At 70.8% G+C, this 25,775-nt stretch carries 24 protein-coding genes and 2 tRNA genes; 12 read left to right on the top strand and 14 right to left on the bottom strand.

Going from position 1 to position 25,775, the window contains the following annotated elements; genetic code table 11:
- Positions 1-17: 17 nt before the first annotated feature.
- The 5 genes from Q7T15_RS05285 to Q7T15_RS05265 form a co-directional block, all read right to left on the bottom strand.
- Positions 18-866 carry a polysaccharide deacetylase gene (locus Q7T15_RS05285; RefSeq protein ID WP_304694002.1) on the bottom strand — a complete coding sequence of 283 codons (849 nt, stop codon included), beginning with the start codon at positions 864-866 and terminating at the stop codon, positions 18-20.
- Positions 863-1,840 carry an agmatinase gene (gene speB / locus Q7T15_RS05280; protein WP_137736809.1) on the bottom strand — a complete coding sequence of 326 codons (978 nt, stop codon included), beginning with the start codon at positions 1,838-1,840 and terminating at the stop codon, positions 863-865. Before speB ends, Q7T15_RS05285 begins: the two co-directional genes overlap by 4 nt.
- A gap of 62 nt (positions 1,841-1,902) precedes the next feature.
- Positions 1,903-2,670 carry an SDR family NAD(P)-dependent oxidoreductase gene (locus Q7T15_RS05275; RefSeq protein ID WP_304693998.1) on the bottom strand — a complete coding sequence of 256 codons (768 nt, stop codon included), beginning with the start codon at positions 2,668-2,670 and terminating at the stop codon, positions 1,903-1,905.
- On the bottom strand, positions 2,670-3,350 hold the full coding sequence (locus Q7T15_RS05270) for an SDR family NAD(P)-dependent oxidoreductase (protein WP_304693996.1): 681 nt from the start codon (positions 3,348-3,350) through the stop codon (positions 2,670-2,672). The genes Q7T15_RS05275 and Q7T15_RS05270 overlap by 1 nt, the downstream gene beginning before the upstream one ends.
- A 47-nt stretch (positions 3,351-3,397) precedes the next feature.
- A complete protein-coding gene (locus tag Q7T15_RS05265) occupies positions 3,398-4,870 on the bottom strand; it encodes an APC family permease (RefSeq protein WP_304693994.1) in 1,473 nt (490 codons plus the stop codon).
- A gap of 117 nt (positions 4,871-4,987) precedes the next feature.
- On the opposite strand from Q7T15_RS05265, the gene Q7T15_RS05260 reads away from it, so the two are divergent.
- Positions 4,988-6,397 (top strand): PucR family transcriptional regulator, encoded by a 1,410-nt coding sequence (locus tag Q7T15_RS05260; protein WP_304693992.1) that lies wholly within the window; start codon positions 4,988-4,990, stop codon positions 6,395-6,397.
- An 80-nt stretch (positions 6,398-6,477) separates the two neighbouring features.
- Positions 6,478-6,786 carry a hypothetical protein gene (locus Q7T15_RS05255; RefSeq protein WP_304693989.1) on the top strand — a complete coding sequence of 103 codons (309 nt, stop codon included), beginning with the start codon at positions 6,478-6,480 and terminating at the stop codon, positions 6,784-6,786.
- 132 nt (positions 6,787-6,918) lie between these two features.
- Here Q7T15_RS05255 and Q7T15_RS05250 read toward each other — a convergent pair whose 3' ends face one another.
- The 6 genes from Q7T15_RS05250 to Q7T15_RS05225 form a co-directional block, all read right to left on the bottom strand.
- Complete coding sequence (locus Q7T15_RS05250; protein ID WP_304693987.1) at positions 6,919-7,206, bottom strand: GNAT family N-acetyltransferase; 288 nt, start codon at positions 7,204-7,206, stop codon at positions 6,919-6,921.
- 87 nt (positions 7,207-7,293) lie between these two features.
- On the bottom strand, positions 7,294-8,316 hold the full coding sequence (locus Q7T15_RS05245) for a LacI family DNA-binding transcriptional regulator (protein ID WP_304693985.1): 1,023 nt from the start codon (positions 8,314-8,316) through the stop codon (positions 7,294-7,296).
- 10 nt (positions 8,317-8,326) lie between these two features.
- A complete protein-coding gene (locus tag Q7T15_RS05240; RefSeq protein ID WP_304693983.1) occupies positions 8,327-9,796 on the bottom strand; it encodes a GH1 family beta-glucosidase in 1,470 nt (489 codons plus the stop codon).
- Positions 9,793-10,746 carry a carbohydrate ABC transporter permease gene (locus Q7T15_RS05235; protein WP_304693981.1) on the bottom strand — a complete coding sequence of 318 codons (954 nt, stop codon included), beginning with the start codon at positions 10,744-10,746 and terminating at the stop codon, positions 9,793-9,795. The genes Q7T15_RS05240 and Q7T15_RS05235 overlap by 4 nt, the downstream gene beginning before the upstream one ends.
- Positions 10,743-11,789 (bottom strand): carbohydrate ABC transporter permease, encoded by a 1,047-nt coding sequence (locus tag Q7T15_RS05230; protein WP_304693979.1) that lies wholly within the window; start codon positions 11,787-11,789, stop codon positions 10,743-10,745. Before Q7T15_RS05230 ends, Q7T15_RS05235 begins: the two co-directional genes overlap by 4 nt.
- Positions 11,790-11,911: 122 nt before the next feature.
- On the bottom strand, positions 11,912-13,204 hold the full coding sequence (locus Q7T15_RS05225) for an ABC transporter substrate-binding protein (protein WP_304693977.1): 1,293 nt from the start codon (positions 13,202-13,204) through the stop codon (positions 11,912-11,914).
- A 209-nt stretch (positions 13,205-13,413) separates the two neighbouring features.
- Here Q7T15_RS05225 and Q7T15_RS05220 point away from each other — a divergent pair, with 209 nt between their 5' ends.
- Both Q7T15_RS05220 and Q7T15_RS05215 read left to right on the top strand, forming a co-directional pair.
- Positions 13,414-14,223, top strand: a complete 810-nt coding sequence (locus Q7T15_RS05220; RefSeq protein WP_304693975.1) for a D-alanyl-D-alanine carboxypeptidase family protein — start codon at positions 13,414-13,416, stop codon at positions 14,221-14,223.
- A 64-nt stretch (positions 14,224-14,287) separates the two neighbouring features.
- Entirely contained in the window at positions 14,288-14,755 is a 468-nt protein-coding gene (locus tag Q7T15_RS05215) for a hypothetical protein (RefSeq protein WP_304693973.1), read from the top strand.
- A 15-nt stretch (positions 14,756-14,770) separates the two neighbouring features.
- Here Q7T15_RS05215 and Q7T15_RS05210 read toward each other — a convergent pair whose 3' ends face one another.
- Positions 14,771-16,024: a MalY/PatB family protein gene (locus tag Q7T15_RS05210; protein ID WP_304693971.1), complete on the bottom strand. Its 1,254-nt coding sequence runs from the start codon at positions 16,022-16,024 to the stop codon at positions 14,771-14,773.
- Entirely contained in the window at positions 16,008-17,618 is a 1,611-nt protein-coding gene (pgm, locus tag Q7T15_RS05205; protein WP_304693969.1) for a phosphoglucomutase (alpha-D-glucose-1,6-bisphosphate-dependent), read from the bottom strand. Before pgm ends, Q7T15_RS05210 begins: the two co-directional genes overlap by 17 nt.
- A 97-nt stretch (positions 17,619-17,715) precedes the next feature.
- Between pgm and Q7T15_RS05200 the strand changes: the two genes are divergently transcribed.
- Together Q7T15_RS05200 and pheA are read left to right on the top strand one after the other, a co-directional pair.
- Positions 17,716-18,375, top strand: coding sequence for a pentapeptide repeat-containing protein (locus tag Q7T15_RS05200; RefSeq protein ID WP_304693967.1), 660 nt, complete (start codon positions 17,716-17,718; stop codon positions 18,373-18,375).
- Positions 18,376-18,423: 48 nt separating this feature from the next.
- Positions 18,424-19,374 (top strand): prephenate dehydratase, encoded by a 951-nt coding sequence (pheA, locus tag Q7T15_RS05195; protein WP_304693965.1) that lies wholly within the window; start codon positions 18,424-18,426, stop codon positions 19,372-19,374.
- Here pheA and Q7T15_RS05190 read toward each other — a convergent pair.
- A complete protein-coding gene (locus tag Q7T15_RS05190; RefSeq protein WP_304693963.1) occupies positions 19,371-20,507 on the bottom strand; it encodes a diacylglycerol kinase family protein in 1,137 nt (378 codons plus the stop codon). The two genes, pheA and Q7T15_RS05190, sit on opposite strands and share 4 nt — an antisense overlap.
- 73 nt (positions 20,508-20,580) lie before the next feature.
- Here Q7T15_RS05190 and serS point away from each other — a divergent pair, with 73 nt between their 5' ends.
- The 6 genes from serS (at position 20,581) to Q7T15_RS05160 (ending at position 25,607) form a co-directional block, all read left to right on the top strand.
- On the top strand, positions 20,581-21,846 hold the full coding sequence (serS, locus tag Q7T15_RS05185; RefSeq protein WP_304693961.1) for a serine--tRNA ligase: 1,266 nt from the start codon (positions 20,581-20,583) through the stop codon (positions 21,844-21,846).
- Positions 21,847-21,866: 20 nt separating this feature from the next.
- Complete coding sequence (locus tag Q7T15_RS05180; protein WP_304694038.1) at positions 21,867-22,733, top strand: HAD family hydrolase; 867 nt, start codon at positions 21,867-21,869, stop codon at positions 22,731-22,733.
- 35 nt (positions 22,734-22,768) lie between these two features.
- Positions 22,769-22,853: transfer RNA gene (locus Q7T15_RS05175), tRNA-Ser, on the top strand.
- A gap of 37 nt (positions 22,854-22,890) precedes the next feature.
- Positions 22,891-24,177, top strand: a complete 1,287-nt coding sequence (locus Q7T15_RS05170) for an LCP family protein (protein WP_304693959.1) — start codon at positions 22,891-22,893, stop codon at positions 24,175-24,177.
- Between the two features lie 14 nt (positions 24,178-24,191).
- Positions 24,192-25,469, top strand: coding sequence for an LCP family protein (locus Q7T15_RS05165; protein ID WP_304693957.1), 1,278 nt, complete (start codon positions 24,192-24,194; stop codon positions 25,467-25,469).
- A gap of 48 nt (positions 25,470-25,517) precedes the next feature.
- Positions 25,518-25,607, top strand: a tRNA-Ser gene (locus Q7T15_RS05160).
- Positions 25,608-25,775: the final 168 nt, after the last annotated feature.

The following is a 25,775-nucleotide window of genomic DNA, read 5'->3' as shown; positions in this document are numbered from 1 at the left end:
TCCCGGTGAGGGGAGGGTCAGATCGGACGTATCGCTCGAGGCGCGAGTCCTTGGGCTCTGACGTGTCCGGCGATGTCGCGCAGTGGTGCCACCCACACGCCGGGGGTCGCGACGATATCCGCCATCAATCGGCCGAGGGACGCGGCGCGCCCTGGTCGTCCGGAGAGGAAGGGGTGATTGGTGAGGACCCAACATCCTCCGACGTCGTGGAGCCCGGCGAACTCGGCCTCCCAGAGCGCGCGAGCCTGTTCGGGCGTCGCGATGTACCCGGTGCCGCTGATCTCCGGAAGATAGCAGTACTGCTCCCAGTCATCGAGCGCCCAGTGGATGGGTATCTCCACGAGGGATGACGTCGAGTCGGAGATCGCGAGCTCGTAGGGCAGATCGGCGTCCATGAGGCTCGAGTCGTACAGGAATCCGCGTTCGAGGAGCAGCTCGGGCATCTCCCACGACAGGTCCCACATCGGCGCGCGATAGCCGACCGGTCGGACGTCTGCGATCTCCGACAGGACGTCTATCCCGCGCTCGAGAGCGACGATTTGCTCGTCGCGGGTCAGCGCGGATGGCTGCTCATGCAGATAGCCGTGATGACCGACCTCGTGACCGGCGGCGACGATGTCGCGGACGACCTCGGGGTAGCGCTCGGCGGTGTATCCGGGGATGAAGAACGTCGCAGTGATGCCGTTGTCGGCGAGCAGTGACAGAATGCGCGGAACGCCGATCAGTGGACCGTACGCCTGATGGCTCATCACGCTCATGCGCCCCGCGTTCTCCGGCGCGCCCCACAGCACCGCCGACTCCGCGTCCACGTCGAAGGTGAACGAGGCCGCGGAGCGGACTCCCTCGGGCCAGAGCCCGCCGCTCATCGGGCGGCCTGCTGCGACGACATGATCGTCACGAGCTCGTAGGCGAGATTCGCGGCGGCGACGGCGGTGATGTCGGCATGATCGTACGGAGGGCTCACCTCGACGATGTCGGCCGAGACGATCGGCGTCCCGTGAAGCCCGCGAAGCACCTCGAGCAGCTCGCGGCTGGTCATCCCTCCCGCCTCCGGGGTGCCGGTGCCGGGAGCGAAGCCGGGGTCGAGGACGTCGATGTCGATCGAGACGTAGAGCGGGGCATCCCCGATCCGGTCGAGGATTCTGTCGACGATGCCCTCCGCACCGATGCGGTCGAAGTCGCGGCAGTGCACGATCGTGAAGCCGAGCTCCTCGTCGTCGATCAGGTCCTTCCTGCTGTACAGCGAGCCACGGATTCCGACGTGCGCCGAGCGGTCCTTGCGCAGCAGCCCCTCCTGCGACGCGCGTCGGAACGGTGTGCCGTGGGTGTACGGCGCCGAGAAGTACGTGTCCCACGTGTCGAGGTGCGCGTCGAAATGGACGAGACCGACCGGTCCGTGTTCGGCGGCGATGGCGCGCAGGGCGGGCAGGGCGATCGTGTGGTCCCCCCCGAGGGTCATCACGGGTCTCCCGTCGCTCATCAATCGGCTGAACCCCGCCTGCATCTGGTCGAGCGCCGCCACGATATCGAACGGGTTCGCGTCGATGTCGCCCGCATCGACGACTTGCGCATCGGCGAACGGCATCGACTCGAGAGCCGGATTGTACGGTCGGAGGAGGCGCGAAGCCTCTCGGATGGACGACGGGCCGAACCGCGCACCCGATCGGAAGGTCACCCCCGCGTCGAAGGGCACGCCGACCACCGCGACGTCCCAGCCGCTCACATCATCGATGCGCGGCAGTCGGGCGAACGTGCTGAATCCGGCGTAGCGGGGCGAGATCTGGCCGTCGACCGGGCCGATGGGAGCGCCCGCGGGGCGCGGTGCGGAATTCGTGGTCATGTGCGACATTCCTCCTCGAGGTCGGGGCGGGGCGGGGCGGGGCGATGGATGCTCGGCGCGGGTCACGCGCGGGCGCGTGTCGACCCGCCGTTGGCCTGGAGCACCTGGCCGACCATCGCACCCTGGCGGAAGTCGCTGAGGAACACCACGGCCCTGGCCAGCTCATCGACCTCGCCGACGCGTCCGAGCGGGATCTCCCGGGCGTAGGAGCTGATCATCTCGGCGAGGTCGACGCCCGCCGCGCGCGCATCGACGGCGAGCTGCGGCGTGCGGGTCACCCCGGGGGCGAGCGCGTTGACGATGATCCCCTCAGGGGCGAGCTCGCGACCGAGGGTCTTCACGAGCGAGATCAGTCCGGCCTTCGAGGCGCAGTACGCGGTGGCTTCCGGCCATCCCGTCACCCCCCACTCGCTCGCGACGACCACGACGCGTCCGCGGCCCCTCGCGCGCATGCCCGGAAGAACTGCCTGGATGAGCGCGAAGGTGCCGCCGAGGTTCGTGTCGATGATTCGCCACCAGTCGTCGAGGTCGGCGTCGAGAAGCGGCGACATCGTCATGTAGGCGTGGTTCGCGACGAGCACATCGGGGGCGCCCGCCCACTCGGTGACGGCGGCGACGATCGCGTCGACGCCCGCGCGCTGGGACACGTCGCCGGGTACGGCGAGGCCGCCCAGCTCGTCCGCGAGCGCGACGAGTTCGGCGCTCTCCACGCGGTCGTTGATGGCGACGCGGGCACCTGAGGCGGCGAGGTGGCGGGCATGCGCGGCCCCCATCCCCTGGGCGGCCCCGGTGACGAGAGCGACGGCTCCGTCGAGGATGCGCGTCGTCATCAGATCACCGCTCCCGAGTTGGGGTTGAGAGTCTCGCCGACGCAGAACGTGCCGGCGTCGAGCAGGTAGGCGGCGCACAGCGCGACCTCCTCGGGTCGGGTGAGACGGCCCACTGGCAGAGTGAGCAGGTAGTCCGGTGCCCGCCAGGGCGAATCGGCCGCCAGCAGCGGGGTGTCGGTGGGTCCGGGGGCGACGGCATTGACTCGAACGCCTCTGGGCGCCACCTCGACGGCGAGACTGCGCATCATCCCCTGCAGAGCGCCCTTCGCTGCCGAGTAGTGGGCATCGCCTGGGCCGCCGCCTCCGACGGCGAGCTCGCTGGTGATCGCCACGATCGACCCCGATCCGCGAGCGAGCATTCCGGGCAGCACCGCCCGGGTGAGGTGAAGGAAGCCGCCGAGGTGGACCCTCAGCATGCGGCGCCACTGCTCTTCCGTGACATCGCCGAACGGGGTGGCCTCGTAGTAGCCGGCTGCCGAAACGACTCCACCGACGGGCCCGAGGCGCTGCTCGACGCGCTCGACCGCGTCCGCGATGGCTGCGGCGTCGGTGACGTCCGCGACGAGGCTGAGATCGCACCCCGCCGACTCGCGCAGGTCGATGCCAGCCACCTGCCAGCCGCCGCCGCGCAGCTCTGCCGCGATCGAGCGGCCGATGCCGCTGGCCGTGCCGGTGACCACCGCGATGCGCTGGGCCGAAGCATCGACCGTCGCCCCGCCCCCTTCGCTCACGGGGTGCGCGTCTCGTCGTCCTCGTACTCGACGCCGGTGACCGAGGGGATGCGCGAGCGCACGCTCGCCCACACCGCGACCCCGACGACGCCGATGACGACGGTGCCGATGATGATCGACCAGTCGAGGTAGGCCTGCTCGTAGACCGCGCGCGGCCAGGCGATGTTGACCAGCTGCAGGCTGGCCCAGATGACGGCAACCCACGCGACGAGGGCCGTGGCGCCGCCAAGGCTGAACGGACCGGCTCGCCAGGTCTTGCGCGTGACAACGACCACGAAGCCGATGAGGGGGAACAGGAAGGACAGGTAGAAGCCACCGGCCGTGAAGTTGACCATGAGCGTGTAGAGGTCGCTCGCGACGTTGCTGAGCAGGAACAGAAGGGTGCCGATGACGGTCGTGACGAGCAGAGCCATGGTCGGCTGGCGCCGCTGGGCGCTCAGGCGGGCGAGCACCGTGGCGCCGGGCAGGGCGCCGTCGCGCGCCTTCGCCCACAGCATGCGCGAAGCGGAGGTCTGCAGCGCGAGGAAGCTCGCGACGAAACCGATCACGAACAGGATCTCGATCGGCACGGCGATGCCGGCGCCGAGCTGAGCGGTCAGGGTCTCGTACACCGGGTCGCCGACCTCGCCATTGCGAACCGCCTCGAGGTCGGGGATGGCGAGGATGATCGCGAGGCTCGAGAACATCACGACGATCGCGATGAACGAGATCGAGATCAGGATCGCCTTGGGCAGGTTCTTGCGGGGCTCGGTGACCTCCTCGGCGATCGAGCCCGCGCTCTCGAACCCGACGAAGGAGAAGCCGATGAACGCCAGCGCGATGAGGAACGGTCCGGAAATCGCGAGGTAGTCGCTCGACCCGCCGCCGACGCCGTCACCGCCCGAGAACAGCACGGAGAGGTCGTTGACGCGGTGGAAGGCGAGCAGCCAGATGCCCAGCCCGATCGAGCCGACGACCTCGGCGACGATGCTGGCGAGCATGAAGACCTTCAGCACGGTCTGTCCGGCGAGGTTGACGATCGTGCCGAACACCAGGACGCCGAAGGCGATCCAGGCCCGATCCACCGCGGTCGGCTCCTCCAGGCCGAAGATGTTGGCGAGGAAGCCGGCGGCCCCGAGGGCCACGGTCGCCATCGCGATGACGAGGGTCCAGAAGTAGGCCCACCCGGCGAACCAGCCTGCGGTGGGTCCGGTGAGGCGTGAGGTCCACTGATAGATGGAGCCCTCCAGCGGCCAGCGCGAGACGAGCATCGCGAAGACGAGGGCGACGAGCAGCTGCCCGGCGAAGACGAGCAGGAACCCCCACCAGAAGCTCGGCCCGGCGGTGGTGAGCGCGAGTCCGAAGATGCCGTACAGAGCGACGATCGGGGAGATGAACGCGAACGCGAATGCGAACGATGACAGGAGCGTGAACTCCCGACGCAGGGTGGTGCCGCTCGCAGCGGGCGAAGCAGTGGTCGCGTGGGTCATGCGGGCCTCCTTTGGCTGCGCCCATTATTTTCCTGAGAGTGCTTGCGTACAACGTGTCCGCCCGCAGATTGGACGCACGGCTCTGAATCGGCACCTGAATTGGAGTATCGTACAACAATGATCGATTCGGCGGTCGCGCAGAACGCTACGATCGGCGACCTCGCCGCGGATCCGCGATTCGGACTCACGGTGATCGAGGCGAGACAGGAGGCGCTCGAGCGCCCGATCTCCTGGATCCATGTGACGGAGGTCGTCGACCCGAGACCGCACATCCGCGAGGACGAGCTGATCTGCACTGTCGGCGCCGCCCTCGTGGACCCCCGAGAGGCCGCCCGCTTCGTGCAGGCGGTGCGCGACGCAGGCTGCGTGGGGGTGTGCCTCGGCTTGGGGGAGGTGCACACGGAGGTCCCAGCAGCGTTGGAGCGCGCCTGCCGTCGATGGGGCGTCGCCCTGCTGGTCATGGCGCACGGCGTTCCGTTTCGAGCCATCAGCGACGCTCTCGTCGAGACGCGCATGCAGTCGTCTCGATCGGCTGATCCCCTCGCCGGGGCGTTGGAGCTGCTGCGCACGGGCGCAGGGGCCTCCGACATGCTCGCCCTCATCGCCGATGAGCTCGGGGGTCGCATCGACATCGCGCACCGGTCCGACAGCAGCGCGGACTCCGCGGAAGGTCGACATCGAGAGTCCGCGTCGCTGGTCGAGGTGGAGCTGGACGATGCCGAGCTGCTGCGCTGGTCCGGCGAGGGCTCGCCGCCCGATCGAGCTCTGCTCGAGCGGTTCGCGCGCGTCCTCCACATCGCGCGACGGGCGGAACTCGCTCAGGAGTCGAGTGCGCGGCGCCGAGTCGGGCAGCTCATGTCCCTGGTCGTCGAGGGGCTGGCGCACCCTGCCGCCCTGATGCCCGATCTCGATCCCGCGGGCCTCGACTCCGAGCGGCTCGTGGTCTCAGCATGGCCCGAAGGCACGGGGGCGCTCGTCGCACGTCAGCACTCGGGAGCGGTCGTCGCCGAGACCGCTCGGGACGTGCTCGTGGTCACCCAGGACGATGGCCAGGCGCGCGACATCTCCGACCGCCTGCAGCTCGTCTTCGGCTATTCGAGTCCCGTCGGTCTGACCGAGCTGGCGCACGGCATCGCGGAGGCGCGGGCGACGCTGATGCTCGCTCGGCGACGCGGGAGCATCGCGGGACCGGAGACTCTCGCGACCCTCGCCGCCCTCCTCGAGCAGCAGCCGCGGTCCCGCCTGCAGCCGTTCATCGCCCAACTGGTCCGTCCCCTGCTGGGGGAGGAGGTCAGAGGGGGGCCGGACCTCCTGGACACGCTCCGGGTGTTCATCGAGCAGGGCGGGTCCATCGCGGCGACCGCCGCGAGGCAGTTCCTCCACGTCAACACCGTGCGACATCGGCTGGCCCGCGTGCGGGACGTCGTGGGCCGGGACCCGCTCGCGGACGGAGACCGCACGGATCTCGCCATCGCGCTGTGGGCGCACGATCATTCCGCGCGACGGTCCGAGTCGACGGCTCGCTGACTGTCCGTCGCTCCGGTGGAGCCTCCGCGTTCACCGCGCGGTCACACAGCCTCCCATGGCATCCGGGTATCCTGACCCTCGTGCCGGTATGGGGGTGGGTCCTTCTCGTGGGCGCGGCGGTCGCCGTGGCCATTCTCGCCCACGCCCGCGGATGGATCGACCTGAGCGACAAGTCGCGCCGCGGCGGCGGAGGCCCCGGGGTGCTCGGCATCGGCGACGAGGTCTTCCACCCGACCCGTCACGAGGCGCAGGTCGAGCTCGATCGACAGACCATCCTTCCCGCCCCCGCCCCCGTTCCCGGCGACGGACCTCTGGGCATCGTGGATGCTCCCGCCGACGCTCCCGGATACGCGGGTCGCCTCCGCATCGACGTCCCCGCCGACCGCTAGCCCGCCGAGCGCGCGCGGCCCGCGCGGCAGTCCCACGGACGAGTGAGTGCGTTCGTTGCAGCTGAGCCCGAACATTCGACCTCAACTGCGACGAATGGACTCAATCTCGGCTGGGTGGGCGCAGGGCGACCGTCAGCGGGTCGTGAGGTCCGCGTACTCGGGGTGGCGGCGCATCCACATCACCACGAAGGGGCACGACGGCACGATGCGGTCGGTGCTCTCGGCGCGCAGGTGGTCGAGGATCGCCTGCACCATGTCGCCGCCGACGCCCTTGCTGCGCAGGAACGGCGGCACCTCGGCGTGGATCAGCCGCAGCTGACCGGGGGAGGAATCGTAGACGATGAACCCCTGGAGCTCGCCCGCGGCGTCGTGCACCACGTAGCGGTCGGCGTCGGGCTCGTGCGTGACGGTGAGACTCATGCCCGGCACCCTACCGAGGCTCGGTCGGCGGAGCCGGGGAGCGTGCAGGGCGCGCTCAGGCCGGCGCGACCCGGACTGGCGGTGCGTTCAGGCGCTCTGCCGCACGACGATGTCGGTCGGCATGATGACGCGACGCGGCGGGTCCTCCCCGCGCAGCAGCTGCAGGAGGGTGCGGGCGAGCAGTCGGCCCTGCTCCTCCGAGGGCTGGCGCACGGTCGTGAGGGCGACCTCGCCCGTGAGGGCGGCGGGGCTGTCGTCGAAGCCCATGACCTTGACGTCGTCGGGCACGCGCAGGCCGCGCTCGCGCAGCGCGGTGACCGCTCCGACCGCCATGAGGTCGCTCGCGACGAAGAGGCCGTCGAACGGCTCGCCCCGATCGAGCAGCTCGCGCGCCGCCCGCGCGCCGCCCGTCATCGTGAAGTCGCCGTCCGCGACCAGGTCGGCGGGCATCCCCGCCTCGGCGAGCGCGCGACGGAACCCCTCGAGGCGGTCGATGCCGGCGGGCATGTCGCCCGGACCGGTGATCGTCGCGATGCGCGTGCAGCCGGCATCGACGAGGTAGCGCGTACCGTCGTAGGCGGCGGCGACGTTGTCGATGTCGATGTAGAGGCTGTCGACGGACTCGGGGTCGATCGGGCGGCCGCCGAACACGACGGGCAGGTGCCGGCCGAGAGTGGAGAGGAACTCGTCGCCGCTGTGGTGCGAGACCACGAGCGCGCCGTCGACGTTCCCGCCCGTGAGGTAGGTCAGGGTCTTCTCCGCCGACTCCGAGCGAGCGAGGTGCAGGTTGAGCACGTAGTCGGAGGCGTCGAGCTCGTCGGTGATTCCCTTCACGATCGCGGCGAAGTACGGGTCGCCGAACAGGCGCGTGGTGTCCTCCGGCACGACGAGCGCGATGACCATGGATCGGCGGTTCGCGAGCGACCTCGCGGCGCGATTGGGGGTGTAGCCGAGTCGGAGGATGGCGGCCTGCACGGCCTCCACGGCATCCGGGCTCACCTTCGGCGAGGCGTTCACGACGCGCGACACCGTCGCGCGCGAGACGCCGGCCGCGGCGGCCACCATCTCGAGGGTCGGCGCGGTGCGCGCCTGACCCGCCTCGATCGTCATGCTCCGCAGTCTATTGAGGGGCGGCGTCGTGCTGGCGCACCCCGCGCTCCTCGATGATGCGCTGGTAGAGGCGGCCGCTCGTCTTCACCGTCCGCCCCTGCGTGTCGTAGTCGACGCGCACGAGGCCGAAGCGCTTGTCGTAGCCCCACGCCCACTCGTAGTTGTCCATGAGCGACCAGTAGAAGTAGCCGCGCACGTCGACGCCGGCGTCGATCGCGTCGAGCATCGCCGAGAGATGCTGCTCGAGGTAGGAGGCGCGCTCGACGTCGTCGACCGAGCCGTCGGGCTCGACGACGTCGTCGTACGCGGCGCCGTTCTCCGTGACGTAGAGGGCGGTCCCGGCGGGGGTCGCGTACTCCTCGTCGACGCGCACGAGCAGGCGGGTCAGGCCCTCGGGCTGGACCTCCCACTGCATCGCCGTCACGGGCAGTCCGCGCGGGTGCCAGTTCACGCCCTGGTCGACGGGGAAGGGCGAGCGCTTGGGGCGCTCGGAGGGCGCGGCCGGCGCGAGCGGCGTGCCCGTGAACGGATGCGCGCTCACGGCGTCGCCGTGGTAGTAGTTCACGCCGAGCGCGTCGATGGGCGCCGCGATAGCCGCGAGGTCGCGCTCGTGCACCGGGACCGTGACGCCGATCCCCGCGAGGTCGTCGACGATGTCGGCCGGGTACGCGCCGCGGAAGATCGGGTCGAGGAACCAGCGGTTGTGCTGGCCGTCGATGCGCCGCACGGCGTCGAGGTCGCCCGCGTCGGTCGGGTCGACGGGGTCGGCGACGGTGAGGTTGAGCGTGATGCCGAGCTGCAGCTCGGGGTCGCGACGGCGGAGCTCCTGCACCGCGAGGCCGTGGCCGAGCAGCAGGTGGTGCGCGGCGTCGATCGAGGCCTGAGGGTCCTGACGGCCGGGGGCGTGCTCGCCGCCGAGGTAGCCGAGGAAGGCGCTGCACCACGGCTCGTTGAGCGTCGTCCAGGCCTGGATGCGGTCGCCGAGCACGTCGTGCACGAGACCTGCGTACTCGACGAAGCGATGCGCGGTGTCGCGAGCGGGCCAGCCGCCGGCCTCCTCGATCGCCTGCGGGAGATCCCAGTGGTACAGGGTCAGCCAGGGCTGGATGCCCGCCTCGAGCAGGTCGTCCACGAGGCGGGAGTAAAAGTCGAGCCCCGCGGGGTTCGCGACGCGGCCGTCGGGCTGGACGCGCGCCCACGAGGTCGAGAATCGATAGGTCTGGATGCCCAGCTCGCGCATCATCGCGACGTCGTCGCTCGAGCGGCGGTAGTGATCGCACGCCGGCTCGCCGTTGTCTCCGTTCACCACGGCACCCGGCACGCGCGCGAACGCGTCCCAGATGGAGTCGGTGCGACCGTCGACGTGGGTGGACCCCTCGATCTGGAAGGCGGCCGTGGCGACCCCGAAACGGAAGTCGGCGGGGAAGGCGCGCACGCCGGGGTGAGGCGCCACAGCGGACGCCGGAGTCGAGAGGGTCATCCCTTGACAGCTCCTTGCATGATGCCGCTGACCAGCTGGCGGCCGGCGACGATGAACAGAATCAGCAGCGGGATGGTCGACAGGATCACGCCGGCCATCACCACCGAGTAGTCGACGAAGTAGTTGCTCTGCAGCAGCGAGAGCGCGACGGGCAGTGTGGGGCTCTGCCGGTCGAGGACGATGAACGGCCAGAAGAAGTTGGTCCAGGTCGCGATGAAGACGAACAGGCCGAGCATGGCCGCGGCGGGGCGCGCGGCGGGCAGGGCGACCGACCAGAAGGTGCGGATCATGCTCGCGCCGTCGACGCGCGCGGCCTCGATGAGCTCGTAGGGCAGCGCCTGGCTGAGGTACTGCGTCATCCAGAACACGCCGAACGCGCTCACGATCGCCGGCAGGATGACCGCGCTCAGCGTGCCCGCGAGCTGCAGCTGGCTCATCGCGATGAAGAGAGGCACGACGCCGAGCTGGGTCGGCACGGCCATCGTCGCGATGACGAAGATGAGCAGGCCGTTCCTGCCGCGGAACCGGAGCTTGGCGAACGCGAAGCCGGCGAGCGTCGAGAACCAGACGACCGAGGCGGCGACGACCGTCGAGACGATGATCGAGTTGGTGATCGCCTTCCAGAAGTTGACGCTGTCGTTCTCGATGACGGCGGCGGCGTTGGCGAGGAAGTTCCCGCCCGGCCACCACACGATGTCCTGTCGCGTGATCGTCGAGGCGTCGCCCGAGCCGATCAGGAACGACCAGTAGAGCGGGAAGATCGAGCCGAGCATGACGGCGAGGAGGAACCCGTAGGCCATCCAGCCGGGGCGCTGCCCGTTCTCGAGGCGGCGTCGGCGCGGACGGCGGCCCGCGGTGCGCGCCGCGGCGCGCTCGGCCGGGGACGACCCGAGCGGGGCATCCGGGCCGTTGTCGGGGACCGGGGCGAGGGGGAGGGCGGGGGCGCTCATCGGGCGAGCTCCTTCCGGGCGGCGCGACGCTGCGCGCGGGCGAGGACCTTCTCGGGGCTGTCGCCGCTGGCGATGCTCCGCGTGATGGCGAGGTTGATGAGCCCGACGATCACGATGATCAGGAACAGCAGCCAGGCGACGGCCGCGGCGCGGCCGAAGTTCAGCTGGCCCCAGCCGAGGTTGTAGAGGTAGATCGTGATGGTCATCCACTGACCGGATGCCCCGCCCTGGCCGAACTGGTCGTACATGCGCGGCTCATCGAAGATCTGGAGCCCGCCGATCGTCGAGGTGACGATCACGAAGATGAGGGTCGGACGCAGCTGCGGGATCGTGATGGAGAAGAACTGGCGCACGAGGCCGGCGCCGTCGAGCATCGCGGCCTCGTAGTAGTCGCGCGGGATGGCCTGCATGGCGGCGAGGAGGATGAGGGCCGTGTAGCCCGTCCAGCGGAAGTTCACCATCGTCGCGATCGCGAGGTGGCTCGGCAGGATCTCGGAGTGCCAGCCGATCGGGTCGAGCCCGATGCGGCCGAGCATGTTGTTGATGAGGCCGTACTGGTCGCCGAACATGTTGCTGAAGATCAGCGCGACCGCGACGGGTGCCACGACGTAGGGCAGCAGCACGCCCATGCGCCAGAAGGTCTTGCCGCGCAGGTTGCGGTCGAGCACGGCGGCGATCAGCAGGGCGGCGATGACCTGCGGCACGGCCGAGATGATGAAGATCGAGAAGGTGTTGCGCAGCGCGACCCAGAACGGCGGCTGCTGCAGCACGAAGGCGAAGTTCTCGAGGCCGACGAAGTCGCCCTGGCCGCCGATGAGGTTCCACTCGTGGACGGAGACCCACGCGGTGTAGAGCAGCGGAAAGAGGCCGACGATGGCGAAGAGGATGAAGAACGGCGAGATGTAGAGGTACGGCGAGAGCTTGAAGTCCCACCGCGAGAGCGTGTGCGAGAAGGCGATGCGCCGGGGCGAGCGCTCGCGGCGGGGCGCGACGGGCGGCGGGCTCAGGGCCGGCCGCGTGGGGCGCGGGGCGGTCGTCGTCATGGGGGCTCCCGGGGGCGGATCGAGGGGTGGATCGAGGGGGTGATCCAGGGGGGTGGATCGGAGGGTGGGGCCGCGCGGCGCGGTCGTCGCCGCGCGGCCCCGGTGCTGGGTCGGCCTAGGGCCTAGCCGAGCGAGTTGACGTCAGCGACGAACTGCTCCCACGACGACTCGATCGTGTGGGTCTTGTCCGAGTCGACGCGGGTGAGCGCCTTCTGCATGGCGTCGTTGATGGGGAAGTACTTCACGCTCTTGAAGGGAGCGACGTCGATCGCCTGCGAGCGCTCGATGAGGATCTCGCCGACGGGGGCGTCGTTGAAGTACGGGTTGGTCGCCGAGAGCAGCGTGTCGCTCTCGTAGGCCTCGACCTGGCTCGGGAACGTGCCGGCGGCCTCGAAGGCCGAGAGCTGCTGCTCGGGAGCGGTGAGCCAGGCGGCGAACTTCGCCGCGGCCTCGGTGTTCTCGCCCTGGGCGGGGACGGTCAGGTACGAGCCGCCCCAGTTGCCGCCGCCGCCGGGGAAGACGTTCGCGACGTCCCAGCCCGTGACGTCGGGAGCGTTGCCCGAGATGACGCCGAGCATCCAGCCCGGGCAGAGCATCGTCGCGAAGGCGCCGTTGGCGAGACCGGCGAACCAGTCGTCGCTCCACTGGCCGAGGTGGGCCGACTGCGTGGCACTGGCCTCGAGGACCTGCTCGTAGATGCCCTTGACCTCGTCGTTCTCGGTCGCGATGACCGTCCCGTCCTCCTGCTCGTAGGCGAACTCGACCTGGTTGATCATGCCCTGGTAGGTGGCGCCGGCCGAGTCGAACCAGGCGGCTCCGGTCGCGTCGACGTACTCCTGACCGACCTCGAAGTAGCGGTCCCAGTCGCCGTTGAGAAGCTCGGCGACCTCGGCGCGGTCGGTCGGGAGGCCCGCGGCCTCGAAGAGGTCGCTGCGGTAGCAGACGGCCTCGGGGCCGATGTCCGTGCCGTACGCGACGAGGCGGCCGTCGGCGTCGGTGGCGGCGTCGGTCTTCCAGTCGACCCAGCGGTCGGCGACGTCGTCGCTCGAGAGGTCGGTGAGCAGGTCGGAGTACTGCATCATCTCAGCGAACCAGTCGATCTCGACGGCCTCGACGTCGGCGAGGCCGGAGCCGGCGCCGAGCTTGGTGAAGAAGTTGTCGCGGGCGTCGTTCGACGTCGCGGCCTTGTTGTGCACGATCGTGACGCCGGGGTTCTCGTCCTCGTACTGCTGGAGCAGCTCGTCGGTGTACCCGAAGTCGTTGAACGTCGCGAGGGTGAGGGTGATCTCACCGTCGCTCCCGCTGCCGGCGGGGTCGGCGTCGCCGGTGCTCGCGCAGCCGGTGGCAATGAGGGTCAGGGCGGTCGCGCCGGCGAGGGCGGCGGCTGCGGTGCTGCGGCGTCGTGAAATCTTCACGGTCACTCCTTTGTGCGTGGGGGTGGGGCGGGGGTGAGAGCGCTCTCACATGCAGAACATGAGAGCGCTCTCATGATTGCGGCCACCGTAGGCCGCGCGTTGCAGAGATGTCAACAACGATTCTGGGATGCGTGTGAAATCCCCGGTCAGAGAGCGGATGCCCCAAGGCGGTCGGTCGGCGTGTCGCTCCCGCGGTTACACTCGGGCGCATGTCGCGCCGCCCATTGATCCGCGCCCGTGAGGGGGTCGTGCTGCTCGTCCTCGCGGTCGCGCTGAGCGGGTGCGCGCAGGGTGACGATCCGAGGGCGGACGAGCCGTCGGAGACGGCCACGGGCATCCCCGCCCCGGTGCAGTCGCCGACGGCGACGGGCACCCCGACGCCGACTCCCGAACCCGAGCCGGCCCCGACCTTCGATCGCGCTGCCCGCTCGATCGACGACCCGGCCTCGCTGTGGGTCGTCGCGAACAAGCTGCGCCCGCTGCAGCCGCTCGACTTCGCGCCCGGCGACCTGCGCACGGCGGCGATCCCGTTCGTGTACGAGCCCGTCCTGCGCGACGAGGCCGCGACGGCGGCCGAGCAGCTCGTCGCCGCGGCGGCGGCTGAGGGCATCGCGCTCACGGCGCAGAGCTCGTACCGCAGCTACGGGAGCCAGCAGCGCGTCTACGCGGGATGGGTCGCGCAGCTGGGGCAGCAGGCCGCCGACCTCACGAGCGCCCGCCCCGGTCACAGCGAGCACCAGACCGGGCTCTCGATCGACTTCAGCGCCGTGCCCGCGAACTGCACGCTCGACCAGTGCTTCGCGCAGACACCGCAGGGGCAGTGGCTCGCTGCGAACGCCTGGCGCTTCGGCTATCACCTGCGCTACCCCGAGCGCGCGACGCCCGTCACGGGCTACGAGTTCGAGCCGTGGCACTTCCGATACGTGGGGCCCGAGCTCGCGGCGGAGCTGCACGCGACGGGCATTCGCACCCTCGAGGAGTTCTTCGGGCTGCCGCCGGCGCCCGACTACGCCGGCTGAGAGCGAGGTCACAGTCGCTCGGCACCCCTCGAGATCGGCCTGGACCCGCGGCTAGCGTGAACCGATGGCCACTCGACAGAACCATCGTCCCCTGCTCGTCGCCACCACGTCGCTTGTCGCCCTCGCAGGGCTCACCGGCTGCGCTTCCGACACCTCTGAACGGCTCGAGGAGCTCGAGGCGGTCAACCTCGGCACCAACGCCGAGGTCGGTTCGGTCTCGTTCGGCAACATGCTCGTCGTCACGAGCGGCGACGGTCAGCCGGCGCGACTCATGGGCGTGCTGCTCCACTCCTCGGAGGAGCCGGTGGACGTCACGATCGCCGACGCCGACGACTCCACCGATGTCACTCTCGCTCCCGGCCAGCAGTTCGCCTTCCAGGAGAACGCCGTCGTGTTCGACACCGCCGACGATCGGCCCGGATCTCGGATCGAGCTCACCCTCAGCGTCGGCGGCGAGCAGGACTCGGTGCCGGTGCCGGTCAGGAACGGAACCCTGGAGTGGCTGGAGCCGTACCTTCCCGAAGGCTCGTGAGCCGAGACTCTCCCCTCAGCGCACCTCGGCGGCGATGCGCTCGACGATGAGCTCGACGATCGGGGTCGGCGTCGCGAGGATCATGCGCACATGGCCCGCGCCGACCTCTCCGCACGCGCGCCCGTCGGTGAGCGCGATGCCCGCGCGGTCGCGCAACCGCGTCGCCGGGTCGTCGCCGAGCCCGAGCGCGCGCACGTCGAGCCACGCGATGTAGGTGCCCTCGGGCATCCGGTAGTCGACGTCCGGCAGCAGCTCGGCGAGGCGCTCGCCGAGCACGCGTCGATTGCGGTCGTAGTAGGCGACGGTGTGGTCGAGCCAGTCGCGGCCGTCGCGGTAGGCGACCGTATTGGCGATGACGCCGAGGGTGCTCGCGCCGTGGCTCGCGAGCGGGCCCAGGGCCTCCCACGTCTTCTCGGCGGCGTCGCTCGAGGTGATCAGCTGCGCGGTCTTGAGGCCCGGCAGGTTCCACGCCTTCGACGCCGAGACGGCCGTGATGGCGTGCCCGGCGGCGACCTCCGAGATGCTCGCGTACGGCACATGGCGCGCGCCGTCGAAGACGATCGGTGCATGGACCTCGTCGGCGAACACCGTCGCCCCGTGCCGTTCGACGACCTCGCTGAGCGCCTCGAGCTCGGTGCGCTCGAACACGCGCCCGCCCGGGTTGAGCGGGTTGCACAGCACGACCACGCCCGCGCCGTCCACGAGCGCCTCCTCGATCGCGACGAGGTCGAGCGTCTGGCGGCCGGCGTGCGAGGCGAGCGGCACCTCGATCACCTCGCGACCCATCGCGACCGGCACCGTCAGGAAGGGCATGTACGCCGGCGTCGGCACGACGACCGCCGAGCCCGCGCGCGAGTAGTGCTCGATCGTGAGCTCGAGGCCGCGGATCACGTCGGCGATCGGGTGCACCCGGCTCGACGGCACGGCCCAGTCGAAGCGCTCGCGCAGCAGCTTCGCCGTCTCGCGCGACATCTCGCGACCGATCGCGGGCGGCAGGTAGCCGAGCTGACCCGCGTCGATCGCGGCGTGCAGGGCGGATGCCACGGCCGGGGCCGTTCCGAGATCCGACTCGGCGACCCACGCGCCGACCGTGCCGGGGTGCATCGTCCACTTGAGTCCGCCGCGCGCGGACAGCTCGTCCGGGGTCAGCGCATCCCACTGCGCGAAGAGCCGCGCGCGCTCGGCCGCGAGCGCGGGGTCGAGCGGCGGCGGCCCGGCGGTCTCGGCGCGCTCGAGACCGGCGCCCGCCGGCTCAGCGGAGGGCGGCATCGACGATCGCCTTCGCCTCGCTCTGCACCTGCCGCAAGTGGTCCTCGCCGCGGAACGACTCGGCGTAGATCTTGTACACGTCCTCCGTGCCGCTCGGGCGGGCTGCGAACCACGCGTTCTCGGTCACGACCTTCACGCCGCCGATCGCGGCGCCGTTGCCCGGCGCCTCCGACAGGCGGGCCGTGATGGGCTCGCCGGCCAGCTCGTCGGCCGCGATCGCGTCGCCCGACAGCTTCGAGAGCTTCGCCTTCTGCTCCTTCGTGGCCGCGGCATCCACGCGCTGGTAGGCGGGAGCGCCGTACTTCTCGGTGAGCCCCGTGTACAGCTGGGAGGGGGTCGACCCAGTGACGGCGGTGATCTCGCTCGCGAGCAGCGCGAGCAGGATGCCGTCCTTGTCGGTCGTCCAGACGCTGCCGTCGCGGCGCACGAAGCTCGCACCCGCGCTCTCCTCGCCGCCGAACGCGACCGAGCCGTCGATGAGGCCCGGCACGAACCACTTGAAGCCGACCGGCACCTCGTGCAGGCGACGACCGAGGCCCTCGGCGACGCGGTCGATCATCGAGCTCGACACGAGCGTCTTGCCGATCGCGGCGTCGGCGCGCCACTCGGGCCGGTGCGTGTAGAGGTACTCGATCGCGACGGCCAGGTAGTGGTTCGGGTTCATGAGCCCGCCGTCGGGCGTGACGATGCCGTGGCGGTCGGCGTCGGCGTCGTTGCCCGTGAGCACCGCGTAGTCGTGCTGGTGCGCGAGCACGCTCGCCATTGCGCTCGGGCTCGACGGGTCCATCCGGATCCTCTCGTCCCAGTCCAGCGTCATGAAACTCCAGGCCGGGTCGACGAAGGGGTTCACGACCGTCAGGTCGAGTCCGTAGTGCTCGGCGATGAACTGCCAGTACTCGACGCTCGCCCCGCCGAGCGGGTCGGCGCCGATGTGCAGGCCGGCCTCGCGAATGCGATCGATGTCGAGGATGTACGCGAGGTCCGAGACGTAGTGCAACCGGTAGTCGTAGGCGTGCGTCTCGATCGCGGCACCGCGCTTCACGTCGCGCGAGCCGTTGGCGATGATGTCGTTCGCGCGATCCGCGATCCAGTTCGTCGCATCGGAGTCGGCCGGGCCGCCGTGCGGCGGGTTGTACTTGAAGCCGCCGTCGCGGGGCGGGTTGTGGCTCGGCGTGATGACGATGCCGTCGGCGTCGGCGAGGCCGCTGCGGTTGTGGGTGATGATCGCGTGGCTGAGCGCCGGGGTCGGCACGTAGCCGTCGTTCGCGTCGACGAACGCCGCGACCCCGTTCGCGGTGAGCACCTCGAGCGCCGTGCGCTGCGCGGGGATCGACAGCGCGTGCGTGTCGGCGCCGACGAAGATCGGCCCCGTCGTGCCCTGCGTCGCGCGGTACTCGACGATCGCCTGCGTGATCGCGGCGATGTGGGTGTCGGTGAACGCGCCGTCGAGGCTCGAGCCGCGGTGGCCGCTCGTGCCGAAGACCACGCGCTGGGCCGGGTCGTCGAGTTCCGGGACGCGGTCGTGGTACGCGGCGAGCAGCGCGTCGACGTCGACGAGGTCGGAGGACTGGGCGGGTGTTCCGGCGCGGGTCATGCGCCCATCCAACCACCGGGGGCGGCACGGGGCACAGGGTCTCGCGGGCTCCTCGCAGTCGCCGGCGGTCGTGGCTGCGCGCGGGTAGCCTCGCCGGATGGCCCGCGACGACCTGCGCCCACCGCTCGACCCCGACCTCCGGCTCGACGACCTCGAGACCGTTGACGGCGACGCGCTCGTCGCCCGCGCCGACCTCGCGGGCGTGCGCATCTCGGGCGTCGATCTTGCCGACCGCGACCTCACGGGCATCCACCTCTCGGAGGTCGCCCTCCAGGAGGTGCGAGCGGAGGGCGCATCGCTCCGGTCGGCCGTGATCTCCGAGTCGACGATCGAGCGACTGGATGCGCCCGTGCTCGACGCGGCACGCAGCCGCTGGCGCACGGTCGTGATCTCCGACTCGCGCCTGGGGTCGCTCGCGGCCGTCGAGTCGGACCTCGACGTGGTGCGGTTCGAGCGCTGCCGCATCGGCTTCGCGAACCTTCGAGGGGCCGCGCTCACCGACGTCGCCCTCGTCGACTGCACGATCGACGAGCTCGACGTCTCGGGCGCGACGATCTCGCGCCTCGCGATGCCGGGGTCGAGCATCCGCACCCTGTCGATCCGCGACGCGACCCTCGCCCACGTCGACCTGTCGGAAGCCGAGCTCGATGACGTCGACGACATCGCGAGTCTGCGCGGCGCGACGCTCTCGAGCGATCAGCTCTTCGCGCTGCGGGGCAGGGTCGCCGCCGCCCTGGGCATCCGCCTCGTCGACTGACCCCACGGCCGCGCGGCCGCCCGCGACCCCGCCCGTAGACTGCGGAGCATGAGCGCCGCCCCCGACAGCCCGCCCGCCTACAGCTACCTGGGCCCCGTCGGCACGTTCACGTGGGAGGCCCTGCGGCAGGTGCCCGAGGCCGAGGGCGCCGTGTGGCGCGGCGTCGCGAACGTCGGCGAGGCGCTCGACGACGTCATGACCGGGCGCAGCGTCGCGGCCATGATCGCGATCGAGAACTCGGTCGAGGGCGGGGTGAGCGCCACCCAGGACGCCCTCGCGACCATCCCGGGCCTGCGCATCATCGGCGAGTTCCTCGTGCCCGTGAACTTCGTGCTGGTCGCCCGACCGGGCACCCGCATCGAGGATGTCCGGGTCGTCTCCGCGCACCCGGTCGCCTACGCGCAGTGCCGCCGCTTCCTCGAATCGGCCATCCCCAGCCACGGGCACATCCCCGCGGCGTCGAACGTCGCCGCGGCCGCGGGACTGCTCGAGTCGGCGCTCGCCGAGGCGGCCGTCGCGCCCCCCGGCATCACCGACCACCACGACCTCGAGGTGCTCGCCGAGAGCATCGGCGACAATCCGAACGCCGTGACGCGGTTCGTGCTCGTCAGCCGCACGCTCGGCCTGCCGGAGCGCACGGGGGCCGACAAGACGAGCGTCATCGTCGAGCTGCCCGACAACGCGCCGGGCCGGCTGCTCGAGATGCTCGAGCAGTTCGCCACGCGCGGCGTGAACATGAGCCTCATCGAGTCGCGGCCGATCGGCGACGCCCTCGGCCGCTACCGCTTCGTCATTGACCTCGACGGGCACGTGCGCGACGAGCGCGTCGCCGACGCCCTGCTCGGCCTCAAGCGGTTCAGCCCGAACGTCATGTTCCTCGGCTCGTATCCGCGCGCGGACCAGCAGCAGATCGAGGTCGTCTCGCAGTACGGCGACGAGGTCTTCACGGATGCCCGCGACTGGCTGCGCGGGATCGTGAACGGCGAGCCGCCGGCCTAGTCGTCCTCGCCGAGCGTCGCCGGGACCCCCGAGCCCGAACGCTGCGGCTCGCCGATGTCGGCAGCCGCGACGCGGCCCTGGCGCTCGACCTCGATCTCCTTCGCCTCGGCCTCGGCCGCCTCATCCGGCTTGACCGAGTGCACGTCGGCGTCGCGCGGCACGCGGACGATGAGCGAGGCGGGGTCGACGTGCACGGCGAGCTGGACGATGCTCCCCATCTCCTCGCCGTCGATCTCGAACTCCTCCGGCCCGCGGAAGCGCAGGTCGCTGCGGCGGCCCTGGTAGTAGCGGAGCGGGCGCACGCGCTTGTCCGCGGCGATGAGGCGGCGGCCGAAGCGCGTCTTGCGCAGCACGCCGTTCTCCCAGATCACGGTGGTGCCGATGCGGATCCACCCGAAGAGGTTCTTCGGGCGCATCGCGACGATGTCGATGAGGCCATCGTCGACCTTGGCGTCGGGGAGGATCGGCACGTTGCCCGGCAGGATGCCGCAGTTGCCGATGAGGAGGGTGCTGACGGTCGTCGACCGGCTCGAGGCGCCGTCGAGCGAGTACGTCACGCGCAGCGCGTTGACGTCCTTGAAGATGCGCGCGACGGCCTCGACGTAGGCGAGCCAGCCGACCTTCTTCTTCAGCTCGGGGTTCGTCGCGGCGATCATCTTGGCGTCGAGACCGACGCCGACCATGACCACGAAGACGTGCGTCGAGGACCCGCCGTCGGCGTCGACGATGTCGGCGACGCCGACGTCGATCGCGCGGTCGGAGCCTGTGAAGGCCGTCTGCACCGAGCCGGGGACGTCGTTGAGCGCGAGGTCGAGGTTGCGCGCGAGCAGGTTGCCGGTGCCGGCGGGCAGCAGGGCGACGGGCGTGCCCGTGCCGCGCAGGCCCTCGGCCACGGCGCGGACGGTGCCGTCGCCTCCCGCGGCGAGCACGACGTCGACGCCCTCGTCGACCGCGGTGCGCGCCTGCCCCGCACCCGGGTCCTCGACGGTCGTCTCGATCCAGAGCGACTCGGCCCAGCCGTGCTCGGACTCGGCGGCGGCGACCGCCTCGCGCAGAGCATCCTCATCGATCTTGATCGGGTTGTAGACGACCGCGGCGCGAGGGCGCGCGGAATCGGTGCGAGGGGTGCTCATGGTCGTCAGGCTAGAGCATCGGAGGGCTGCGAGCGGAGGGGGTCGCCCTGCGAGCGCGTGACAGACTAGGGGAGTGATCGACCCCCAGCTGCTGCGTGAGAACCCCGACGTCGTCTCGGCCTCCCAGCGGGCGAGGCGATCGTCGGTCGAGCTCGTCGACGAGGCCGTCGCGGCCGATCGCGCTCGACGTGAGGCGATCACCGCGTTCGAGGCCCTCCGCGCCGAGCAGAACGCGCACGGCAAGCGCGTCGCGCAGGCTCCGAAGGAGGAGAAGGCCGCGCTCGTCGCCGCCGCTCAGGAGCTCTCGGCGCGGGTCAAGGCCGCGCAGCTCGCGGCGACCGAGGCCGACGAGGCGTTCACGCGCATCGCCGGCTCGATCCCCAACGTCGTGCTCGACGGCGTCCCCGAGGGCGGCGAGGACGACTTCGTCACCCTCCGCGAGGTCGGCGAGAGGCCCGCCTTCGACTTCGAGCCCCGCGACCACCTCGCGCTCGGCGAGCTGCTCGACGCGATCGACATGCCCCGCGGCGTCAAGGTCTCGGGCTCGCGCTTCTACTTCCTCAAGGGCGTCGGCGCGCGCCTCGAGATCGCCCTCATGAACATGGCCCTCGACCGCGCGCTCGAGGCCGGGTTCACCCCGCTCATCACCCCGACCCTCGTGAAGTCCGAGATCATGAGCGGCACGGGCTTCCTCGGCGCGCACGCCGACGAGATCTACCACCTGCCAGACGACGACCTCTACCTCACGGGCACGAGCGAGGTCGCCCTCGCCGGCTACCACGCGGGCGAGATCATCGACGTCGCGAACGGGCCGCTGCGCTACGCGGGCTGGTCGACCTGCTACCGCCGCGAGGCCGGCAGCTACGGCCGCGACACCCGCGGCATCATCCGCGTGCACCAGTTCCAGAAGCTCGAGATGTTCACCTACATCGACCCCGCCCAGGCGGAGGTCGAGCACGAGCGGCTCCTCGCCCTCCAAGAGGGGATGCTCCAGGCGCTGGGCCTCGCTTATCGCGTCATCGACACCGCGGCCGGCGATCTCGGCACGAGCGCCGCGCGCAAGTTCGACGTCGAGGCGTGGGTGCCGACGCAGGGCGCGTACCGCGAGCTCACGAGCACGAGCAACTGCACGACCTTCCAGGCCCGGCGCCTCGACACGCGCTTCCGCGGGGAGGACGGCAAGACGGCCCCCGTCGCGACGCTCAACGGCACGCTCGCGACGACGCGCTGGATCGTCGCCATCCTCGAGACCCACCAGCGCGCCGACGGCTCGGTCGCGGTGCCCGAGGCCCTGCAGCCGTACCTCGGCGGCCTCGCCGTGCTGGAGTCGACCGCGTGAGCGCGGCGACGAGCGACCCGATGCCGAGCATCCCCGCCGGCGACCGCTGGCTCGTCGCACTCGACATCGACGGCACCGTCCTGCACGAGGACGGCACGCTGTCGGACGCCGTGCTGCGCGAGGTGCACCGCGTCCGCGACGCCGGTCACGAGGTCATGCTCGCGACGGGCCGCTCGGTCGCGATGACGCTCCCCGTGCTCGAGCGCCTCGACATCGCCCCGCACTACGTCGTGTGCTCGAACGGGGCGATCACGCTGCGGCGCGACCCGGAGGCCCCGACGGGGTACCGGCGCCACCACGTCGAGACGTTCGATGCGACGGATGTCCTCACGCGCATCCGTCCGCATCTGACCAAGGCGAACTACGCCGTCGAGGACGAGACGGGCGTCTACCGGTACACCGGCTGGTTCCCGGACGGCGCGCTCGGCGCGATCAGCCACGAGGTGCCCTTCGAGGAGCTGTGCGCCGAGCCCGCGACGCGCGTCGTCGTCATCTCTCCCGGGCACGCGATGTCGGAGTTCCTCGCCGTGGTCGAGCTCATGGGCCTCCACCAGGTCAGCTACAACGTGGGCTGGACGGCGTGGCTCGACATCGCGCCCGACGGCGTCAACAAGTCGACGGCCCTCGAGCGGGTCCGGGATGCCCTCGGCATCCCCGGGGAGCGCGTCATGACCGTGGGCGACGGCCGCAATGACATCGAGATGCTCGCGTGGGCGACGGGTCTCGGCGGCCGCGGCGTCGCCATGGGGCAGGCGCCGCCCGAGGTCGTCGAGGCGGCATCCGAGGTGACCGAGCGCGACACCGCCGACGGCCTCGCGCTCGCGCTCGCCGGGCTGCGCGCCGCGGGGGCCCCTCGTTCGGGAGCAGGCGAACCAGCCGATTCTTAGCCCTCCTCGGTCTAGAATCGTGGTTTGGTGTCCAAGGAGGGCTGTCCGAGCGGCCGATGGAGCTGGTCTTGAAAACCAGTGGGCAGGAATGTCTCGTGGGTTCGAATCCCACGCCCTCCGCCGCGACGGCGTCCTCGCCGTGCCAGAGGGAGTGCGAATGACGGAGCAGGTGCGCGATCGGTCGATCCGCTCGCTGCCGACCGCGCACGTCCGCCACGGGCGCCAGCGCCGGTCATCCGGCTGGCGCACGGTGCTCTCGGTCTTCTCCTCCGCGCTCGCGGTCGTCCTCGTCAGCGGCGCCTCCGTCGCCGCGATCACGCTCAACCAGCTCGACGCCAACATCGACGAGGTCATCCTCACGGGCGCGAACGGCGAGGCGCGCTCCGTGCCGACGGTCGGCGAGTGGGAGGGCGGCTTCAACGTCCTCATCGTCGGCGTCGACAACGCCGAGGGCCAGCAGGACGAGAACCAGCGCGACGGCGCGACGCTCAACGACGTCAACATCCTCGTCCACGTCGCGGAGGACCAGCAGTCGGCGATCGCCGTGAGCATCCCCCGCGACCTCGTCGTGCCGATCCCGGAGTGCCCGCTGCCCGACGGCCGCACCTCGTACGAGATGAGCGCGCAGCCGTTCAACACCGCGTTCGGCGTCGGCGGCCTCAACTGCGTCGTGCTCACCGCGGAGGCGCTCACGGGGCTCGAGATCCCCTACGCCGGCACGATCTCGTTCGACGGCGTCGCCATGATGTCGACCGCCGTCGGAGGAGTGGACGTCTGCGTCGACGCGCCCGTCTTCGACCCCTTCACCGGTCTCGACCTCCCGACCGCGGGCACGCACACCGTCGAGGGCTACACGGCGCTCGCCTTCCTCCGCACGCGCTACGGCGTCGGCGACGGCTCCGACCTCAGCCGCATCTCCAGCCAGCAGGTCTACATGTCCTCCCTCATGCGCACCCTGCAGAGCGGCGGCACCCTCACCGACCCGACCAAGCTCTACGGCCTCGCGCAGGTCGCGACGAAGGCGATGTCGCTGTCGTCGAGCCTCGCGAGCATCGACTCGATGGTCTCGATGGCTCTCGTGCTCAAGGACATCCCGACCGAGAGCATCACGTTCGTGCAGTACCCCGCGACGACGGGTCTCGGCGGCGTCTACACGGGCAAGGCCGCGCCGGTCGAGTACCTCGCCGAGCAGCTGTTCGAGAAGATCCGCAACGACGAGCCGTTCCTCCTCGCGGAGGACTCCACCGGTAACGGCGCCGCGCTCGACCCGAGCGCCCCCTCCGCGCCCGAGCCCGCCCCGAGCGAGACCTCGACGGCCGAGCCGGGCCCGAGCGCGTCCCCGACCGTTCCCCCGCTCCCCGGCGAGGAGCCCGCCGAGGCCGAGGTGCTCGAGGGCGTGCTCGGCCAGACCGCCGCCCAGCAGACCTGCTCGGTCGCGAACTGAGGCGGGCCGCGACGATGACCGAGTCGAGACGTCGCGACCGCTCCGGCCTCCGCGCCGAGGCGGCGGAGGTGCGCCACGGCCGCCTGAAGCGCTCATCGGGGTGGCGGACGGCCCTGAAGGCGGTGGCCGGGGTACTGGCGGTCGTGCTCGTGAGCGGAGCATCCGTCGCCGCGATCGCGGCCTACCAGCTCGACAGCGGGATCGAATCGGTCGACCTGGGCGGAGAGGTTCCCACCGTCGGAGAGTGGGAGGGCGGCTTCAACGTCCTCATCGTCGGCATCGACAACGCCGAGGGCCAGTCCGACGCGGACGAGCGGGAGACGACGCTCAACGACGTCAACATGCTCGTGCACGTCGCGGAGGACCAGCAGTCCGCCGTCGCGGTCTCGATTCCGCGCGACCTGCTCGTCGACATCCCCGCGTGCGAGGCGGAGGATGGCACGACGTCGGAGCCGCTGGAGCTCGTCCAGATCAACGAGGCGTACGGCGAGGGCGGCCTCGCGTGCGTCGTCGACACCGTCGAAGATCTCACCGGGCTGGAGATCCCCTACGCCGGCACGATCTCGTTCGACGGAGTGGCGCGCATGTCGTCGGCCATCGGCGGGGTCGAGATCTGCATCGACGCGCCGATCTCCGACCCGTACACGGGACTCGAGCTCGAGACGGCCGGAACGCACGTCGTCGAGGGGTACGAGGCGCTCGCGTTCCTGCGGACGCGGTACGGCGTGGGCGACGGCGGCGACCTCGGACGCATCTCCAACCAGCAGGTCTACCTGTCGTCGATGATCCGCACGGTGCAGAGCGACGGCGTGCTGACCGATCTCACCGCTCTGTACGGCCTGGCGAAGGTCACGACGGAGTCGATGGAGCTCTCCACGAGCCTCCGCCCGCTCGACACCATGGTCGCCATGGCGCGCGTGCTCGCCGACATGCCGATCGAGAACATCGTCTTCGTGCAGTACCCCGGCGAGGTGCCGCTCGAGGGCCCGCTCGCCGGACGCGTGCTGCCCCTCGAGGAGGAGGCGGCCGAGCTCATGCGCCTCATCGAGAACGACGAGCGGTTCATCCCCGATGAGCCGCAGAGCGGGACGGTCGCCGACCCGAATGCGCCGACTCCGGTCCCGAGCGCATCGGGCGAGGCGACCGCCGAGCCCGCCCCATCGGAGTCCGCATCGGCCGACCCGTCGGCGGCCCCCTCCGGATCGCCCAGCGCGGCGCCGACACCCGAGGTGCTCGAGAACGTGCCCGGTCAGACCGCCGCGGATCGGCGCTGCTCGGCCGCGAACGGCTGAGCGCGAGCATCCGCCCCGCACGGGCTATAGTGGTGGAGGCTCACGCCAGGAGACGTCGCATAGTCCGGCCGAGTGCACCACCCTGCTAAGGTGGAGTCCCCGTTTAGGGGACCGAGGGTTCAAATCCCTCCGTCTCCGCTTCCGTGTCATCTGGTCCCGCCGCCGCTTCTGCGGCGTGACGCTTCTGCTCGGGCTCGACCTCTTCTGGGTTGTTCTGCCGCGTGGCGGCTCCTCCACATGAGCGCGGGTCATCCACCGCGTCCTCGGTTCGCCGGTCGCGGCTTTCCCGCCGCAAATACGACGCCA

The organism is Microcella sp., from assembly GCF_030645145.1.
Classification (GTDB): domain Bacteria; phylum Actinomycetota; class Actinomycetes; order Actinomycetales; family Microbacteriaceae; genus Microcella.
The sequence above is the reverse complement of the archived record's forward strand: the minus strand, read 5'-3'. Positions and strand labels throughout refer to the sequence as shown.

Bases quoted from the DNA above. Each gene is read 5' to 3' on its own strand.
- Q7T15_RS05260 (WP_304693992.1), top strand. From the start codon at position 4,988: ATGATCGATTCGGCGGTCGCGCAGAACGCTACGATCGGCGACCTCGCC.
- Q7T15_RS05190 (WP_304693963.1), bottom strand. From the start codon at position 20,507: ATGAGCACCCCTCGCACCGATTCCGCGCGCCCTCGCGCCGCGGTCGTC.
- Q7T15_RS05245 (WP_304693985.1), bottom strand. From the start codon at position 8,316: ATGACGATCGAGGCGGGTCAGGCGCGCACCGCGCCGACCCTCGAGATG.
- Q7T15_RS05285 (WP_304694002.1), bottom strand. From the start codon at position 866: ATGAGCGGCGGGCTCTGGCCCGAGGGAGTCCGCTCCGCGGCCTCGTTC.
- Q7T15_RS05250 (WP_304693987.1), bottom strand. From the start codon at position 7,206: ATGAGTCTCACCGTCACGCACGAGCCCGACGCCGACCGCTACGTGGTG.
- Q7T15_RS05230 (WP_304693979.1), bottom strand. From the start codon at position 11,789: ATGACGACGACCGCCCCGCGCCCCACGCGGCCGGCCCTGAGCCCGCCG.
- Q7T15_RS05240 (WP_304693983.1), bottom strand. From the start codon at position 9,796: ATGACCCTCTCGACTCCGGCGTCCGCTGTGGCGCCTCACCCCGGCGTG.
- Q7T15_RS05220 (WP_304693975.1), top strand. From the start codon at position 13,414: ATGTCGCGCCGCCCATTGATCCGCGCCCGTGAGGGGGTCGTGCTGCTC.
- Q7T15_RS05215 (WP_304693973.1), top strand. From the start codon at position 14,288: ATGGCCACTCGACAGAACCATCGTCCCCTGCTCGTCGCCACCACGTCG.
- pheA (WP_304693965.1), top strand. From the start codon at position 18,424: ATGAGCGCCGCCCCCGACAGCCCGCCCGCCTACAGCTACCTGGGCCCC.
- Q7T15_RS05200 (WP_304693967.1), top strand. From the start codon at position 17,716: ATGGCCCGCGACGACCTGCGCCCACCGCTCGACCCCGACCTCCGGCTC.
- pgm (WP_304693969.1), bottom strand. From the start codon at position 17,618: ATGACCCGCGCCGGAACACCCGCCCAGTCCTCCGACCTCGTCGACGTC.
- Q7T15_RS05170 (WP_304693959.1), top strand. From the start codon at position 22,891: ATGACGGAGCAGGTGCGCGATCGGTCGATCCGCTCGCTGCCGACCGCG.
- Q7T15_RS05165 (WP_304693957.1), top strand. From the start codon at position 24,192: ATGACCGAGTCGAGACGTCGCGACCGCTCCGGCCTCCGCGCCGAGGCG.
- speB (WP_137736809.1), bottom strand. From the start codon at position 1,840: ATGACCACGAATTCCGCACCGCGCCCCGCGGGCGCTCCCATCGGCCCG.
- Q7T15_RS05275 (WP_304693998.1), bottom strand. From the start codon at position 2,670: ATGACGACGCGCATCCTCGACGGAGCCGTCGCTCTCGTCACCGGGGCC.
- Q7T15_RS05180 (WP_304694038.1), top strand. From the start codon at position 21,867: ATGCCGAGCATCCCCGCCGGCGACCGCTGGCTCGTCGCACTCGACATC.
- Q7T15_RS05210 (WP_304693971.1), bottom strand. From the start codon at position 16,024: ATGCCGCCCTCCGCTGAGCCGGCGGGCGCCGGTCTCGAGCGCGCCGAG.
- Q7T15_RS05235 (WP_304693981.1), bottom strand. From the start codon at position 10,746: ATGAGCGCCCCCGCCCTCCCCCTCGCCCCGGTCCCCGACAACGGCCCG.
- Q7T15_RS05265 (WP_304693994.1), bottom strand. From the start codon at position 4,870: ATGACCCACGCGACCACTGCTTCGCCCGCTGCGAGCGGCACCACCCTG.